Genomic DNA, 15,840 nt, shown 5'->3' on the forward strand with positions numbered 1-15,840 from the left:
CCGAATGCAATCTCTGAACACCACGCTGCTGATTATCGGCGGCGGCCCCGGCGGTTACGTCACGGCGATCCGCGCCGGGCAACTGGGTATCCCGACCATCCTGGTCGAAGGCCAGTCGTTGGGCGGCACCTGCCTGAATATCGGCTGCATTCCGTCGAAAGCGCTGATTCATGTGGCTGAGCAGTTTCATCAGACGCAACATCACAGCCAGCATTCGGCGTTGGGCATCAGCGTTGCCGCGCCGACTCTGGATATCAGCAAAAGCGTCGAGTGGAAGGATGGCATCGTTGATCGCCTGACCACTGGCGTCGCCGCGCTGCTGAAGAAAAACAAGGTTCAGGTCATCAATGGCTGGGCGAAAGTCATCGACGGCAAAACCGTGGAAGTCGGCGATACCCGCATCCAGTGCGAGCACTTGGTACTGGCCACCGGTTCGACCAGCGTCAACCTGCCGATCCTGCCGATTGGCGGGCCGATCATCTCCTCCACCGAAGCGCTGGCGCCAACGGCTGTGCCGAAGCGTCTGGTGGTGGTCGGCGGTGGTTACATCGGCCTGGAGCTGGGCATCGCTTATCGCAAGCTCGGCGCCGAGGTCAGCGTGGTCGAAGCACAGGACCGCATCCTGCCGGCCTATGACGCGGAGCTGACACAACCGGTCCACGACGCGCTGAAGCAGTTGGGCGTGAAGCTGTACCTCAAGCACAGCGTGCTGGGCTTCGACGGCACGTTGCAGGTGCGCGATCCCGAAGGCGAAACCCTTAATCTGGAAACCGATCAGGTACTGGTTGCCGTCGGCCGCAAACCCAATACGCAGGGATTTAATCTCGAAGCGCTGAATCTGGACATGAACGGTTCGGCGATCAAGATCGACAGCCGTTGCCAGACCAGCATGCGCAACGTCTACGCCATTGGCGATGTGAGCGGCGAACCGATGCTGGCCCACCGCGCCATGGCCCAGGGCGAGATGGTTGCCGAGCTGATCAGTGGCAAGAGCCGTGAGTTCAACCCGACCGCCATCGCCGCCGTGTGCTTTACCGACCCGGAACTGGTGGTGGTCGGCACAACCCCGGACGAGGCCAAGGCTGCGGGGCTGGACTGCATCGTTTCCAGCTTCCCGTTCGCCGCCAACGGCCGGGCGATGACCCTGGAATCGAAAAGCGGCTTCGTTCGCGTGGTCGCACGTCGGGATAATCATGTGATTGTCGGTTGGCAAGCGGTGGGCGTTGGGGTTTCCGAACTGTCGACGGCTTTTGCGCAGAGCCTGGAAATGGGCGCGCGACTCGAAGACATCGGCGGCACCATCCATGCCCACCCGACCTTGGGTGAGGCGGTGCAGGAAGCGGCGTTGCGGGCGCTGGGGCATGCGCTGCATCTGTGACAGTTGCAGCTGAATGCCGCTGTGGCGAGGGGATTTATCCCCGCTGGGTTGCGCAGCAACCGCAAAATCTGCCACCGCCGGGCGTCAGATATTTGAGCCAAAGGGGCCGCTTCGCAGCCCAGCGGGGATAAATCCCCTCGCCACAAGCTGCGAAACCGCTCAAGAATGAAGTATTGTTGTGCCCATCCAAAAAAACGTCAGAAGCCTTGAACCGTTTCGGCGGTTGTTCAGTGATAGAGGGTGTCATGGGTAACGAAAGCATCAATTGGGACAAGCTGGGTTTTGACTACATCAAGACCGACAAGCGCTATCTGTCGTACTTTCGCGATGGCGAGTGGGACAAAGGCACCCTGACCGAAGATAACGTCCTGCACATCAGCGAAGGCTCCACCGCCCTTCACTATGGTCAGCAGTGCTTCGAAGGCATGAAGGCCTATCGCTGCAAGGACGGCTCGATCAACCTGTTCCGCCCGGACCAGAACGCCCTGCGCATGCAACGCAGCTGCGCGCGTCTGCTGATGCCGACGGTCGACACCGAGCAGTTCATCGAAGCCTGCAAAGCCGTGGTTCGCGCCAACGAGCGTTTCATCCCGCCGTACGGCACCGGCGGCGCGCTGTACCTGCGCCCGTTCGTGATCGGCGTTGGTGACAACATCGGCGTACGCACCGCGCCCGAATTCATTTTCTCGATTTTCTGCATCCCGGTCGGCGCCTACTTCAAGGGCGGCCTGACCCCGCACAACTTCCAGATCTCCAGCTACGACCGCGCGGCCCCGCAAGGCACCGGTGCGGCCAAGGTCGGTGGCAACTACGCCGCCAGCCTGATGCCGGGCTCGAAAGCCAAGAAAGCCAACTTCGCCGACGCGATCTACCTCGATCCGATGACCCACACCAAGATCGAGGAAGTCGGTTCGGCCAACTTCTTCGGGATCACCCACGACAACAAGTTCGTCACCCCGAACTCGCCATCGGTTCTGCCAGGCATCACCCGCCTGTCGCTGATCGAACTGGCCAAATCGCGTCTGGGCCTGGAAGTGGTTGAAGGCGACGTGCTGATCGACAAACTGGCGGACTTCAAGGAAGCCGGTGCCTGCGGTACCGCTGCGGTGATCACGCCGATTGGCGGCATCAGCTACAACGACCACCTGCATGTGTTCCACAGCGAAACCGAGGTAGGCCCGGTGACCCAGAAGCTCTACAAAGAGCTGACTGGCGTGCAGACCGGCGACATCGAAGCGCCAGCGGGCTGGATCGTCAAGGTTTGAATTGACCGTTGTTGATGTTTGAAAAGCCCTCCATTGAGTGATTGATGGAGGGCTTTTTTTGTTGGGCTACAAAAAATCAAAAGATCGCAGCCTTCGGCAGATCCCACACGGTCTCTGTAGGAGCTGCCGAAGGCTGCGATCCTTTGATCTTTATTTCAAAGCAATGCGTTTACCCGTCCGATCAGCAATCCCGCTCGCCTGCCCATTCTGTTGCTTGCCCATCCGCGCCTGGGTGATCAATCCCGGTATCAACTCACCCTCCGGCAGATTCTTCCAGAACCGCACCGGCAAATGCCCTTGCATGACCTTCGGGTTCAACCGCGCCGGGTTGAAGATGTGGCTGTAGTAGGTCAACCACAAATCGCCGTGGGGATCGTCGACGTTCTGCGCCAGTTGCTGCCACTCAATCGGGCACTGCCGCTCGTGAATCAATTGCTCACCATCGTAATAAACGCCGTCACGCGGTGTGGCGATCAACCAGCGATGCTGGCCCATGCGCCCGATAAAGTGCTCGCTGGCGCTGTGCAGAATGTCATGCGCCGGCTCATGCCACGCCACGTATTGTGGACCAGGCAGATCCTTGGGCCGCTCGATGAAACGCACAAACGCATGCAGATGATGGGCCTCGCGGCTGACCTGCTTGATGCGCCGCTGCAACTCGCTGCCGAGTTTGTCGCCTGCCATCATCGCCGTGCGGTCGCCGTGACTGACGCGCCATAGCACTTCATACAACAGGCTCCAGCGTTGCTCGCCGCGATAGCGCGCCGCTTGTTCGAGGGTGTCGAGCAGCGCGCGGGGAATACGCGCCTGAAACGGCCCCTGCCCTTCGGGCACGTGCTCATCACTGGCAAACAGATCGCCCACCCCTTCCGCCGCCCAGCTCACCAGACTCGGATCGATTTCATGGCTGAGCAACCAGCGCGCCTGCTGACGCCATGTGTCGAACAGGTCATCGCAATCAAGACTGATCATCCCCACAACCCCATCTGCTGCGGCATCGGTCGGTCGCGCAATTGCTGATAGAGCATGTGGCTGGTGACTTCCGCCTGTTGCGGGTGGTAATCGCTGGTGATGATGAAAGGCTTCGCCTTGGCCAGCACGCAGCGCATCCGCGCCACGTCTTCGTAACGGATTCGCCGCTGACGGCGCAACTCGACCAAGCGCTCGGTGGTGCGCAAGCCAATGCCCGGGATGCGTGCGATCAACGTCGCGTCGGCACGATTGAGGTCCAGCGGGAACACTTCGCGATTTTCCAGCGCCCAAGCCAGCTTCGGGTCGATATCGAGCGCCAGATTTCCCGGGCCTTTGAGCAGTTCGTCAGCGCTGTAGCCGTAGCTGCGCAGGAGGAAATCAGCCTGATACAAACGGTGCTCGCGCATCAGCGGAGGCGCGGCGAGCGGTACGCTTTTCGGGCTGTCGGGGATCGGGCTGAACGCCGAGTAATAGACCCGACGCAAACGGAAGTTGCCGTACAGCGACTGGGCGCTGTGGAGGATGGTGCTGTCATCGGTGTCATCGGCACCGACGATCAACTGCGTGCTTTGACCGGCCGGGGCGAATTTTGCCGAGCGCGGCTCGTTCAACACTGTTTGCACGCCGGTGTAGATGGTGTTCATCGCTTGCTTGATCGAGGTGATGTCCTTCTCCGGCGCCAGCGTCTGCAGGCTGGCGTCGGTGGGCAATTCAATGTTGACGCTGAGACGGTCGGCATAACGCCCGGCTTCTTCGATCAAAGCAGGATCGGCTTCGGGAATGGTCTTCAAATGGATGTAGCCGCGAAACTCATGCTCTTCTCGGAGCAACTTCGCCACCCGCACCAGTTGCTCCATGGTGTAGTCCGCCGAGCGAATGATCCCGGAGCTGAGAAACAGGCCGCTGACGCAGTTGCGCCGGTAGAAATCCATGGTCAGCGTCACGACTTCTTCCGGGGTGAAGCGCGCACGCGGCACATCGCTGGAACGGCGGTTGACGCAGTACTGGCAATCGTAAAGGCAGAAATTGGTCAGCAGGATTTTCAGCAACGACACACAGCGCCCGTCCGGCGTGTAGCTGTGGCAAATGCCCATGCCGTCCGTCGAACCGAGCCCGCTCTTGCCCTCGGAGCTGCGCTTGGGCGCACCACTGCTGGCGCAGGAGGCGTCGTACTTGGCGGCGTCGGCGAGGATGCTGAGCTTGTCGATGATTTGCATGGCACGGACTCTTTACTGTGTGCATATACAGTATAGGCTCGCCCGCCACGAAACAAGTTGATGGATGACCCCTCGTCGGCTGGCCAGCTGAATTGTGGCCGCCCGCGAAAACCTGTGGGAGCGAGCCTGCTAGCGAAGAGCCCCTGCCAGTCACTGCAACTCAGTGATCAAACCGCCCACTGCAATATCAACCAGCTGTTCGCCCCGCTGATCAACACAAACAGCCCCCAGGCCAGCACCCGCGTGGGCCAGCGATTGACGAACGGCCCCATCAACTGCCGGTCGTTGGTCATGCGAATCAGCGGGTACAAGGCGAACGGCAGTTGCAGGCTGAGCACCACCTGGCTCAACACCAGCAACTTGCCGATCGCGTTATCGCCCATGAGCCAGACGCCGATGAACGCCGGAATCAGCGCCAGCCCGCGAGTGATCAAACGCCGCTGCCAGCACGGGATGCGCAGGTTCAGATAGCCCTCCATGATGACCTGCCCGGCGATGGTCCCGGTGAAGGTCGAACTTTGCCCCGACGCGAGCAGCGCCACTCCGAACAGCACACTGGCCAGCGCACCGCCAACCAGCGGGTCGAGCAGGTGATACGCGTCCTGAATGTCGACCACATCGGTGTGTCCGGACTGGTGAAACGCCGCCGCCGCGAGAATCAGGATCGCCGCGTTGACCAGCAGCGCCAGGGCCAGCGAACCGATGGTGTCGATACGTGCCAGTTTCACCGCGTCCTGCTTGCTCGCCAGATCCTTGCCGATCATCCGCGTCTGCACGATCGAGGTGTGCAGGTAAAGGTTATGCGGCATTACTGTGGCGCCGAGGATGCCAATGGCCAGATACAGCGGCGCTGCATCGCTGATGGCGGACAGCGAGGGTTTGAAGCCCAGCGCCACGTCTGGCCAGTACGGTTTGATCAACAACAATTCGACGAAGAAACACACACCGATGGTCGCGACCAGCACCAGCATGATTGCTTCGAGACGGCGGAAGCCCCGGTTTTGCAGGGCCAGCACCAGCAACGTGTCGAACGCCGTCAGGGCGATGCCGAAGGTCAGCGAGCAACCGAGCAGCAAGTGAAACGCGAGAGCGCAGCCAAGCACTTCGGCGAGGTCGGTGGCGATGATCGAGATCTCCGCCAGTATCCATTGCAGGCGCGCTGTCGGGGTGCTGTAGCGCTCGCGGGACAACTGCGCCAGATCGCGCCCGGTGGCGATGCCCAACCGCGAGCACAGACATTGCACGACCATGCCGGCCAGACTCGCCAGCAACACGACGAATAAGAGACTGTAGCCAAAACGCGAACCGGCCTCGATCGCGGTCGCCCAGTTGCCCGGATCCATGTAGCCGATCGACACCAGCAAACCGGGACCGGCGAAACGCAGCACACGTTTGAAGAACGAGGCAGTCGGATCGACCGCAACACTGCCGGCCACTTCCGGCGGGCAAAACGGCGCGGTGGCGATTTTGGGCAGACTGAATTTCACGCACACATCCAGAAACAAAACGGGAGCCCGGCAGCTTAGTCGTTTCGCCTGGTGCCTTGAAGCGCAAAGATCACTGAACCTATGGGTTCACCCCCAACAACTGCTCGCGCAACTCGGGACTGCGTGTTCGCGGATCCAGCCAGATATCGAAAAACGCCTTGGCAAACTGTGGATCCTCAATCTCATGCTGGAGCTTCTGGCCGACAAAAAACCGCGCGCCCTGCCCCGGCAGATACACGCCGGTAATCCGCGTGCCGGCCTGAACGTCGACAAACGATTGCTGCATCTGCTTCTGCCAGCCGGCCAATTGCGCTGAAGTGACCCGGGGACCGGCCAGGCGTTTGATCTCATCGACGCTGGTGCTGACCAGATCGTCTCGCGAGATGTTGCGCCGGTAGATCAGCTCCAGGGCAAACGGCTGGCCGTCCGCCAGAGGCCGCGCGGCACTCCACAAGCGCGCGCTGTAAACATCGAAGCCGAACACGCTGAAATCGCCACTGCCGATGATTTGCGCCCCTGGCACTGCGTCCTGCCAATTGGCCCACGTCGGCGTCAGCAACAGCGCCCATAAACCGATGCCACAACAGCCACGTACGAGCTTGGGTGTTCTGTTCATCGCCGTATCGTCTCCGCTGCATTCTGATGATCAAAGCATAGCCGGATTCGCGCCTGAATTTTTGTATACAAAAATTGCGAACATAGGCAGCAATCTTCAATCGGCAGTGCTAACGTGGCTCATCCTGACCCGATGGAGACACCCGCGTGCTGATCCTCAAACTGCTGCTGATTCCCGGTTTTCTCCTGCTGATTTCCCTGGCGGGCAAACGCTGGGGGCCGAGCGTGGCCGGGTGGCTGTCGGGATTGCCGGTGGTGGTCGGGCCGATTCTGTTCTTTCTGGCGATCGAACAAGGGCCGCAGTTTGCCGCGCAATCAGCGGTCGCGGCGCTGTCGGCAATGTTCGCGATGATCGCTTTCTGCATCACTTATGCGCAGGTGGCGCAGCGGGCGAACTGGCCGTGGGCGTTGACCATTTCACTGGCGGTTTGGGCCGCGCTGGCGGCAGTCTTGTCGGTGATCCCGGCGTCCTTGCCGTTCTCGGTGATTGCGGCAGCGGTGGCACTGCTCGCTTCGCCTTATCTGTTCCCTGAGGTGCATCCAGTATTGAACGGGCCAGCACCGAAGTCGGACAAACTGATCTGGCGGATGATCGCCGGTGCGGCGCTGACGCTGGTGGTGACGATGCTGGCCAGCACCGTCGGCGAACGCTGGAGTGGCCTGCTCGCAGTGTTTCCGGTGCTTGGCAGCGTGATGGCGGTGTTCTCGCAACAAACCCGCGGCCCGGCGTTTACCGCTGCGTTATTGCGCGCAACGGCAACCGGCATGTATTCGTTCTCGGCGTTCTGCCTGGTGTCGGCCTTGACGCTGCCGACCATGGGCCTCAGCGGCTTCGCAGTGGGAGTGGCAGTGTCGGTGGCGATGCTCGGCGTGACCCGGCGTCTGCTGGCGCGGCCAGTGGCCAAGGCGCAAGCACAATAACCGCCTGGACGAATCGCGCTGGAACGCCCGGCACGCTCCGTGGGATGATCGCCCGCCTCGCGCGACCATTTCCCGGAGATTTCAGATGTCATTGTTGAGCAAAAAAGCCGTCGTCCTGATGCTGGCGGCCATCGCTGGTTTCGCCGCGATCAACGCGCACGCCGCCAAGGAAAAAGTCAAAACCGAGAAGGTCTCGCTGCTCGACGGCAAGTTTGCCTTTGTCCTGCCCAAAGGCTTTGTCGCCGACCCGCTGCCCGCCAGCCCGAGCGGGGCCAAGGGCACGATGTACACCAACCAGGCCACCAAGACCGTGGTCATCGCCGCCGAAAACCAGATCCCCGCAGGGCAGAACGTCAAGGACAACGACGGTGAGTTTCTCGACGGCAGCGTATCGAGTTTCATCGACGATCAGCGCAAGGCCCTGCCGGACTTCAACAAGCTCAGCGAAAAAAGCCTGACCCAGAAAGGCACCGGCCTGGGGCTGCGTCAGGTTGACAGCACCGCCACTCAGGGCGGCGGCCAAACCCTGAACACCACGCTGCTGGCCGGCTCGGGGACGAAGATGGCGCTGGTGCAGGTGATTTCCCGCGCCAGCGACAAGAAAGCTCACGATGCCTTGATCAAAGCCATCGTCAAGGATTGAGCCGCTGCAACCAGCCATTCAGATCGCGCAATTCGGCCGCACTGATGCTGTGGCCGACGCCCGGATAAGCGTGAAACTCGGGCTTGTAATCGAGTTTCTGCAATAGCGCGTTGGCCTCGGTGCCGTGACGGTAAGGCACCGGATCATCAGCGGTGCCGTGGCCGATAAAAATGCTCAGCGGCAGCGGCGCTTGCCCAGGCTTGAGTTCGGCTTTGAGCACCGGCAACAAGCGCCCGCTCAACGCGGCAAACCCGCCCACGACCGCTGGCGCGCGCAGGCCCACTTCGTAGCTCATCATCGCGCCCTGGCTGAAGCCGATCAGGTACACCTTGTCCGGCGCGGCGTGATATTTCTTCGCCGCCTGGGCGATAAAGTCGCGCAGCTTCTGGCCGCTGACCTTCAGATCATCGGTCTCGCCGTTGTAGGCGCCTTCGCCCTTCTTGCGAAACCATTGGAAACGTCCGTCACCCAACGTCATCGGCGCGCGCACGGAAAGGTAGTTGTACTGCGCCGGCAGCTGAAATTTCATACCGATCAGATCGGCCTCGTTACTGCCGTAACCGTGCAGGAAAATCACCAGCGGACGTGGTTCAGCGTCGGCGTGGACCTGTTCGAGGTATTTGAGCGGCAAGTCGGATTGCAGGGTGGTTTGCGCGTGAACGGCGGTGGATGCGAGCAGGGTCAGCAGGGCGAACAATTTCAGCATTGCAGCGTTCCTTCACAGAGTGTCGGGTTCGCGGGGGAGCCTAACATTCTCGGCTGAGGATCCAAATTTTGTGGAGTGGCTGATGCCGCTATCGCTGGCAAGCCAGCTCCCACAAGAATTACGGCGTCTACAAAATCTGGGATCAACCGCAACCCTGTGGGAGCTGGCTTGCCAGCGATGGGGTCAGCAAATTCAGCGAAGAGCCATCAGTCGTTGGTCAGCTTGCCCGTACGAAACGGCACCCGCCCCGCCACTTTCGCCTGCCAGATCCCCGGCTCGGTATAGCGCCCGCGATCAATCGCGAACAGCACACCGCTGGTGCCGGCGCGCACGGTGGTCACGCGATCCTGCAACGGGTCAACAACCTCGAACAGCGCATCGCCCTGCTCTACCCACTCGCCGGCATTGCGCAAGAAACTGACCACGCCATGGTGCGGGGCGAACAGGTATTCAGTGCCTTCGAACGGCAGACCTTCACAACATTCGCTCGGCGCCGCCGGCCATTCGCCGCTGATGAAACCCTGCTCAGCGAGAAAGCCCAGAATCGCTTCGCAATTGGCCTGAGCCTGATCGACGCGGGTGTCGCCCATGCTGCCCAGCTCCAGCGTGGTCGCCAGATTCGCCGCCGGAATCGCCGCGTTCGGGAATGCTTTGGCCAGACGCAACCATGGCGTCGAGCAGGACTCATCGAACGAACTGCCACCGGAGTCCTCGCAGAGCAATGCCACGCCCGCCTTCAGCCGCGCCGCCAGCGATTGCCACTGCGGCCAGTGTTGCGGCAGCGCATAGAGGTGAATCGCAGCGTCGAAGTCGCAATGCAGATCGAGGGTGATGTCGGCGTCGCAGGCGTGGCGCAGCAACAAGCGGTGCAAGGCCTCCAGTTGCGAGGCCGGCGCCGGCAATTCTTCGAAGACTTGAGCCATGGCCTGGCGAATCAGCGCGACGTTGGCCTCGGCATCCGCGCCCAGACACTCGCCAACCAGCGCCGCGACCGGGGCGCTGAGTTCGACGAATGCGCGATTGAAGTTCTTGCCGCTGCCCAATTCGAAGCGGCCCATGTGATTGCCTTGCAGATGTTGATCAAGGCCGATCGGATTGGCCACCGGCACCAGCTCGATAACGCCCTGCAAACGGCCCTGCTGTTCCAGTTCATTCAAGCGCAGCTTGAGTTCCCATGCGGTGCGCATGCCCGGCAATTCATCGGCGTGCAGGCTGGCCTGGATATACACCTTGCGGCTGCCAGCGCCGTAGCGAAAAACGCTGAGGGAGCGCTCGCTGCCCAAATGGCTCCAGGGCAGAACGTGGTCGATGCGTTGCATGAAAAACTCCTGAATAGCTGGGTTACATAAAACCCTGTGGGAGCGAGCCTGCTCGCGAATGCGTCAGGTCAGACGATGACGATGTCGAATGTCAGACCGCATTCGCGAGCAGGCTCGCTCCCACAGAGAATTTCCATCAATAAAAGAACATAAAAAAAGTGGCCACCGCGCAAACGGGGCCACTTTTTTTCACGGCGTATTAATGGCCGTACACGTCAAAGTCGAAGTACTTGTCCTGGACTTTCTTGTACTCGCCATTGGCGCGGATTTCGGTGATGGCTTTGTTGAATTGCTCAGCCAGTGCGGTATCGCCCTTGCGCACGGCAATGCCAGCGCCGCCGCCGAAGTACTTGGCGTCTTCGTAGGTCGGGCCGACGAATTCGAAGCCTTTGCCGGCGTCGGTTTTCAGGAAACCGTCGCTGAGGTTGACCGAGTCAGCGAGCATCGCGTCGATACGCCCGGACACCATGTCGAGGTTGGCTTCCTGCTGCGAGCCGTAGCGCACCAGTTCGATCCCGGCCGGAACCAGCACTTCGGTCGCGTAGCGGTCATGGGTACTGGCGCGCAGCACGCCGACTTTCTTGCCCTTGAGTTCGGTCAGCGGGTCTTTGACGCCGGAGCCTTCCTTCATCACGAAGCGTGCCGGGGTGTGGTAGTACTTGATGGTGAAGTCGACGTTTTTCTTGCGATCGTCAGTGATGGTCATCGACGACAGGATCGCGTCGATTTTTTTCACTTTGAGTGCCGGGATCAGGCCATCGAACTCTTGCTCGACCCACGTGCATTTGACTTTCATCTGCGTGCACAGTGCGTCACCGATGTCCACGTCAAAACCAGTGAGTTTGCCGTCAGGGGTTTTCATCGAGAATGGCGGGTACCCGGCTTCGATACCGATGCGGAACGGCTTGTCGTCTTTGGCCACAGCGGTCAGGGACAACATCGACAGTGCCAGGGCACCGAACATCACTAGCTTTTTCATTTATTACTCCCGTGCGGAGGCTTTTATTGGCAGCTTTCGAGTCAGCGTTCGGTCATGGCGTTCTAACGGCAAAAACCGAAGTGGCCGGCAGTCTATGGCGGCGCGCACGGAGGCAATTGTTTTTAAGCGACAAATACTTACAGAACATCGGCGATCACTTTGACGAGAGTAAACGCGTGCGCCGTGTTGGTGCGAAGGATGTAGGACAAGACTGTTTTCAGAGCAAGAAACGCCGATCCCCCGTAGAGCTGCCGGAGGCTGCGATCTTTTGATCTTGTTTTTTTTAGATCAAGATCAAAAGATCGCAGCCTCCGGCAGCTCCTACAGAAACGTCAGCATTCGCAGGCGACAGGAGTATTGGCGACTGACGCCGCGCTCAGTTCGAAACCTTCATCGAGCCATCCGGTGACGCCGCCGATCATCTCCTTGACTGGATAGCCCAATGCCGCCAGCTTCACCGCAGCCTTGTTCGCCCCATTGCAATGCGGCCCGGCGCAATAGACTACGAACAAAGTGTGTTTCGGGTAATCGGCCAAGCGCTCCGCCGTGAGCAAGCGTGTCGGGATATTGATCGCGCCGGGCACATGGCCGCGCTCGAACGCCAATGGGCCGCGCACATCCACCAGAACGAAGTCGACCTCCCCGGCCTCTTGGCTACTGAACACGTCGGAACAATCGGTTTCGAAGGTCAGACGATTGCTGAAATGCATCAGGGCAATCGCCGAAGGTGCGGCGGGGATTTCGCGAACCAGGCTGGTCATGTTGTGTTGCTCCTTTGTCTGTGGGGGATGAACAGACTTTATCGAGACGGCGCTTGCCGCTACAGTGGCGCGCAAGACACCGACCGGGAGTTTTCCGCCAAATGCTCACTCAGCCCAATCTGGTTGCCATTCTGGCCTACGATGGCCTCTGCACGTTCGAGTTCGGCATTGCCGTGGAGATCTTCGGCCTGGCCCGACCAGAGTTCGATTTCCCTTGGTACGAGCATGCGATTGCCGCAGTCGATCCAGGCCCGATGCGCGCCATGGGTGGCATTCAGGTGCTGGCCGATGGTGGCCTGGAATTGCTCGCCGAAGCGCGCACCATCGTCATTCCGGGCTGGCGCGACCGCAACGCCTCGGTACCGCCTGCGCTGATCGACGCGTTGCGTCAGGCCCATGACCGAGGCGCGCGGTTGCTGTCGATCTGCTCCGGGGTGTTCGTCCTCGCCGCCAGCGGCCTGCTCGACGGCCACCGCGCCACCACTCACTGGCGCTATACCAGCGAACTGGCGCAACGCTACCCGGCCATCGAGGTCGATCCGGACGTGCTCTACGTCGACGCCGGTCAACTGATCACCTCCGCCGGAAGCGCCGCCGGCATCGACGCCTGCCTGCATCTGGTGACACGTGACTTCGGCACGCAGGTCGCCAACGCCGTCGCGCGGCGACTGGTCATGTCGCCACAACGCACCGGCGGCCAGGCCCAGTTCATCCCCACCCCGGTCAGCCCGACACCCCGCAGCGACCTGTCGCGCGTCATGCAATGGGCCCGCGAACGCCTGCACGAACCACTGGAAGTCCGCGATCTGGCCAGCGAAGCGGCAATGAGCGAGCGCACGTTTCTGCGGCGCTTCACCGAAGCCAGCGGGCAATCGCCGAAAGCCTGGCTGCAACATGAACGCCTGGCGCGAGCGCGGGAGCTGCTCGAGAGCACCCACCAACACACTGAGCAGATCGCCCAGCGCTGCGGCTATCGATCGGTGGAGAGCTTTCGCGTGGCGTTTCGCAGCGTGGTGGGCGTACCGCCGTCGGTTTATCGGGAGCGGTTTGGGCGAAGCAACAAGCTTTCGCTCCATCCCGCAGCGTTTTAAGCGCTGACGTTGACGGCGAGACCGGCAGAAACGCTCGCGGTGAAAATTGTGAAACGGAAAATGCGGCTTGCTTTATATTGATTCTGATATAACCTGAAAATCAAACGGACACTGGCATTTCTTGCAATAAAACTCACCGTCGCCGCTTACGTTCAGCTATTACGCTTTTCCTTTTGACACAGGACAAGCCGATACCGAAACACAAGGATGTGGTGTTCGTGGGGAGCGCGTTGAAAGATCTCAAAGCGTTCCCGGTTGATGCCCGAAGAGCGGCGGGGTTTCAGCTGGACCTGTTGCAACAGGGTGATGCCCCACTCGATTGGCGCCCTATGAAAACCGTAGGACGCGGTGTCAACGAAATCAGGATCACCGAGGACTCAGGGGCGTTTCGCGTGTTTTATGTAGTCAATCGACCTGAAGCAATCTATGTGCTTCACGCCATGCACAAAACCACACGTAAAACGGAAATTAGAGACATCGAACTGGCCCGGGCCAGATATCAGGAAATAGGTTAAGCCATGAAGGAACATCAAGACTCATCCCAACGATTTTCCAGTGTATGGGATGCATTGGAGGACACGCCTCAGGAAGCTGCCAACATGCGTCTGCGAGCCAAGCTCATGCGTTCGCTTTGCGAGACCATTCGAGCGTGGGAGCTCCCTCAAAAGGACGCGGCACAGAGATTGGGAATCTCGCAGCCACGCCTCAATGATGTACTCAACGGGAAAATCGACAAATTCTCGCTCGATGCATTGGTCAACCTGTCAGCTGCTGCAAGGCTGGAGGTGGACATTTGCTTTCCGTCAGGCCCGTTGCAATGGGCCTGACGCTGGCTTTGCCTGACAATGTCCACCCTGCATCCGAGTGGGGAAATCGAGGGAGTTGAATAGCATTCAACTTCGCAGCTAACCATCGACATCATCCAGCTGCACAGACACTCCGCTGGATGATTCCCCCCTTCAATCCTCCCGCGTCAAAACCTCCAGCAACTCAATCTCAAACACCAGATTCGAATTCGGCGGGATCTTGCCCATGGTCCGCTCGCCGTACCCCAGATGCGCCGGCACTAGCAACTTGCGTTTGCCGCCGACCTGCATGCCCATCAGGCCCTGATCCCAGCCTTTGATCACGCGGCCAGTGCCGATCACGCACTGAAACGGTTTGCCTCGGCTCCAGGACGAGTCGAATTCAGTGCCGTCTTCCAGCCAGCCGGTGTATTGGGTGGTGATCAGCGCGCCTTTCACCGCGGCTTTGCCGTCGCCCGGTTGCAGGTCGATGATTTGCAGTTCGTCTGTCATGTCGTTGACTCTTGAGATGTTCGCAGGCGGCGTTTTTCGCAGAATCCGGCGTCGATGGCAATCCATGGAACCGAAAACACGCCTTGCCGCTCACATGTGTATCGACATCGTATGACGACAAGGATGCTTAGATGACCGACTCTCGATTGCTGCGCAGTTTCATCCCGCCCTACATCCTCAACCGCATCATCGCCCACGGTTCCGAGCCGCAGCGCAACGCCGCGATGCAGACGCTCAACCATGTGCGCAGTCTGCTGCCCAACCCCGGACGCCCTTCGCAGCCGCCGGCGCGGGCGATTCTGCCGGAGGCGACCAAGCCGGGCGTGGCGCGGCGCAGTGTGCATGATGCGCAGAACAAAATGCTCTTGCCGGGCATGCCGGTGCGCCTCGAGGGCCAGCCGGCGTCGGGGGATCCGGCGGTCGACGAGGCCTACGATGCGCTGGGCGCCAGCTATGATTTCTTTTGGAAGGTGCTTGGTCGCGACTCGATCGACAATCAGGGATTCGCGCTGATCGGCAGCGTGCATTATGGCCAAGGCTACGAGAACGCATTCTGGAACGGCGCGCAGATGGTCTTCGGTGACGGCGATGGCGAGATCTTCCAGCGCTTCACCCGCTCGCTAGACGTCATCGGCCATGAACTGGCCCACGGCGTCACCGAAAGTGAAGCCGGGCTGATTTATGCCAACCAGTCCGGCGCGCTGAACGAGTCGCTCTCGGATGTATTCGGCGTGTTGATCAAGCAATACATCCTCGGCCAAACCGCCGAGCAGGCAGACTGGCTGATCGGTGCCGACCTGCTGATGCCACAGATCCAAGGCAAGGGCCTGCGCTCGATGTCGCACCCCGGCACGGCATACGACGACCCGATGCTGGGCAAGGATCCGCAACCGGATCACATGCGCAAGTTCGTCATCACCAGCGAAGACAATGGCGGCGTGCACATCAACTCCGGCATTCCCAACCGCGCGTTTTACCTGGCAGCGCGAGCGTTTGGCGGCTTCGCTTGGGAAAAGGCCGGACACATCTGGTACGACACGCTGTGTGATGACCGTTTGAAACAGGACGCAACGTTCGACGCGTTCGCGAAACTGACGATCGACCATGCTGGCCAGCGCTTCGGCGCCGAAGCAGCCGACACGGTGCAGCAAGCCTGGGCACAGGTCGGTCTCGAATAATCTGAGGAGA

General features: G+C 60.4%; 17 protein-coding genes. 8 read left to right on the plus strand and 9 right to left on the minus strand.

The features are described from left to right. Nucleotides 1-4 precede the first annotated feature (4 nt). Together lpdA and FEE99_RS20955 are read left to right on the plus strand one after the other, a co-directional pair. A complete protein-coding gene (lpdA, locus tag FEE99_RS20950) occupies nt 5-1,378 on the plus strand; it encodes a dihydrolipoyl dehydrogenase (RefSeq protein WP_041476991.1) in 1,374 nt (457 codons plus the stop codon). 245 nt (nt 1,379-1,623) lie between these two features. Continuing rightward, the gene (locus FEE99_RS20955; protein WP_041476992.1) at nt 1,624-2,643 is read left to right on the plus strand and encodes a branched-chain amino acid aminotransferase; all 1,020 of its coding nucleotides are present in this window, start codon (nt 1,624-1,626) and stop codon (nt 2,641-2,643) included. 150 nt (nt 2,644-2,793) lie between these two features. Here FEE99_RS20955 and FEE99_RS20960 read toward each other — a convergent pair whose 3' ends face one another. The 4 genes from FEE99_RS20960 to FEE99_RS20975 all read right to left on the minus strand — a co-directional run bounded on the left by FEE99_RS20960 (nt 2,794) and on the right by FEE99_RS20975 (nt 6,935). Further along, on the minus strand, nt 2,794-3,615 hold the full coding sequence (locus FEE99_RS20960) for a TIGR03915 family putative DNA repair protein (RefSeq protein ID WP_041476994.1): 822 nt from the start codon (nt 3,613-3,615) through the stop codon (nt 2,794-2,796). Further along, complete coding sequence (locus tag FEE99_RS20965) at nt 3,612-4,832, minus strand: putative DNA modification/repair radical SAM protein (protein WP_024013352.1); 1,221 nt, start codon at nt 4,830-4,832, stop codon at nt 3,612-3,614. Before FEE99_RS20965 ends, FEE99_RS20960 begins: the two co-directional genes overlap by 4 nt. A 167-nt stretch (nt 4,833-4,999) precedes the next feature. Next, on the minus strand, nt 5,000-6,319 hold the full coding sequence (locus FEE99_RS20970) for an Nramp family divalent metal transporter (RefSeq protein ID WP_041476995.1): 1,320 nt from the start codon (nt 6,317-6,319) through the stop codon (nt 5,000-5,002). A gap of 79 nt (nt 6,320-6,398) precedes the next feature. Then, the gene (locus tag FEE99_RS20975; RefSeq protein ID WP_041476996.1) at nt 6,399-6,935 is read right to left on the minus strand and encodes a chalcone isomerase family protein; all 537 of its coding nucleotides are present in this window, start codon (nt 6,933-6,935) and stop codon (nt 6,399-6,401) included. 146 nt (nt 6,936-7,081) lie between these two features. Here FEE99_RS20975 and FEE99_RS20980 point away from each other — a divergent pair, with 146 nt between their 5' ends. Continuing rightward, complete coding sequence (locus FEE99_RS20980; RefSeq protein WP_041476998.1) at nt 7,082-7,855, plus strand: hypothetical protein; 774 nt, start codon at nt 7,082-7,084, stop codon at nt 7,853-7,855. Nucleotides 7,856-7,940: 85 nt separating this feature from the next. Next, a complete protein-coding gene (locus FEE99_RS20985; protein ID WP_041476999.1) occupies nt 7,941-8,498 on the plus strand; it encodes a hypothetical protein in 558 nt (185 codons plus the stop codon). Here the strand turns inward: FEE99_RS20985 and FEE99_RS20990 are convergent. The 4 genes from FEE99_RS20990 to FEE99_RS21005 form a co-directional block, all read right to left on the minus strand. Continuing rightward, complete coding sequence (locus tag FEE99_RS20990) at nt 8,488-9,204, minus strand: alpha/beta hydrolase (protein WP_041477001.1); 717 nt, start codon at nt 9,202-9,204, stop codon at nt 8,488-8,490. The genes FEE99_RS20985 and FEE99_RS20990 overlap by 11 nt on opposite strands. 206 nt (nt 9,205-9,410) lie before the next feature. After that, on the minus strand, nt 9,411-10,523 hold the full coding sequence (locus FEE99_RS20995; RefSeq protein WP_041477002.1) for a succinylglutamate desuccinylase/aspartoacylase family protein: 1,113 nt from the start codon (nt 10,521-10,523) through the stop codon (nt 9,411-9,413). 199 nt (nt 10,524-10,722) lie between these two features. Beyond that, on the minus strand, nt 10,723-11,502 hold the full coding sequence (locus FEE99_RS21000; protein WP_041477003.1) for an ABC transporter substrate-binding protein: 780 nt from the start codon (nt 11,500-11,502) through the stop codon (nt 10,723-10,725). A gap of 332 nt (nt 11,503-11,834) precedes the next feature. Then, nucleotides 11,835-12,263 (minus strand): rhodanese-like domain-containing protein, encoded by a 429-nt coding sequence (locus FEE99_RS21005; RefSeq protein WP_041477005.1) that lies wholly within the window; start codon nt 12,261-12,263, stop codon nt 11,835-11,837. A 101-nt stretch (nt 12,264-12,364) separates the two neighbouring features. Here FEE99_RS21005 and ftrA point away from each other — a divergent pair, with 101 nt between their 5' ends. The 3 genes from ftrA to FEE99_RS21020 all read left to right on the plus strand — a co-directional run bounded on the left by ftrA (nt 12,365) and on the right by FEE99_RS21020 (nt 14,181). Beyond that, nucleotides 12,365-13,354, plus strand: coding sequence for a transcriptional regulator FtrA (ftrA, locus tag FEE99_RS21010; RefSeq protein ID WP_041477006.1), 990 nt, complete (start codon nt 12,365-12,367; stop codon nt 13,352-13,354). 191 nt (nt 13,355-13,545) lie between these two features. After that, on the plus strand, nt 13,546-13,869 hold the full coding sequence (locus FEE99_RS21015; RefSeq protein WP_024013362.1) for a type II toxin-antitoxin system RelE/ParE family toxin: 324 nt from the start codon (nt 13,546-13,548) through the stop codon (nt 13,867-13,869). A gap of 3 nt (nt 13,870-13,872) precedes the next feature. Next, entirely contained in the window at nt 13,873-14,181 is a 309-nt protein-coding gene (locus tag FEE99_RS21020; RefSeq protein ID WP_016775213.1) for a helix-turn-helix domain-containing protein, read from the plus strand. A gap of 132 nt (nt 14,182-14,313) precedes the next feature. Here the strand turns inward: FEE99_RS21020 and FEE99_RS21025 are convergent, their stop codons facing one another. Continuing rightward, entirely contained in the window at nt 14,314-14,652 is a 339-nt protein-coding gene (locus tag FEE99_RS21025) for an FKBP-type peptidyl-prolyl cis-trans isomerase (protein WP_041477007.1), read from the minus strand. A 131-nt stretch (nt 14,653-14,783) separates the two neighbouring features. On the opposite strand from FEE99_RS21025, the gene FEE99_RS21030 reads away from it, so the two are divergent. Further along, nucleotides 14,784-15,830 (plus strand): M4 family metallopeptidase, encoded by a 1,047-nt coding sequence (locus tag FEE99_RS21030; RefSeq protein ID WP_041477009.1) that lies wholly within the window; start codon nt 14,784-14,786, stop codon nt 15,828-15,830. Nucleotides 15,831-15,840 lie beyond the last annotated feature (10 nt).

The sequence above is a fragment of the Pseudomonas sp. ef1 genome (assembly GCF_007293365.2).
In the GTDB taxonomy this organism is placed as follows: Bacteria; Pseudomonadota; Gammaproteobacteria; order Pseudomonadales; family Pseudomonadaceae; genus Aquipseudomonas; species Aquipseudomonas siliginis.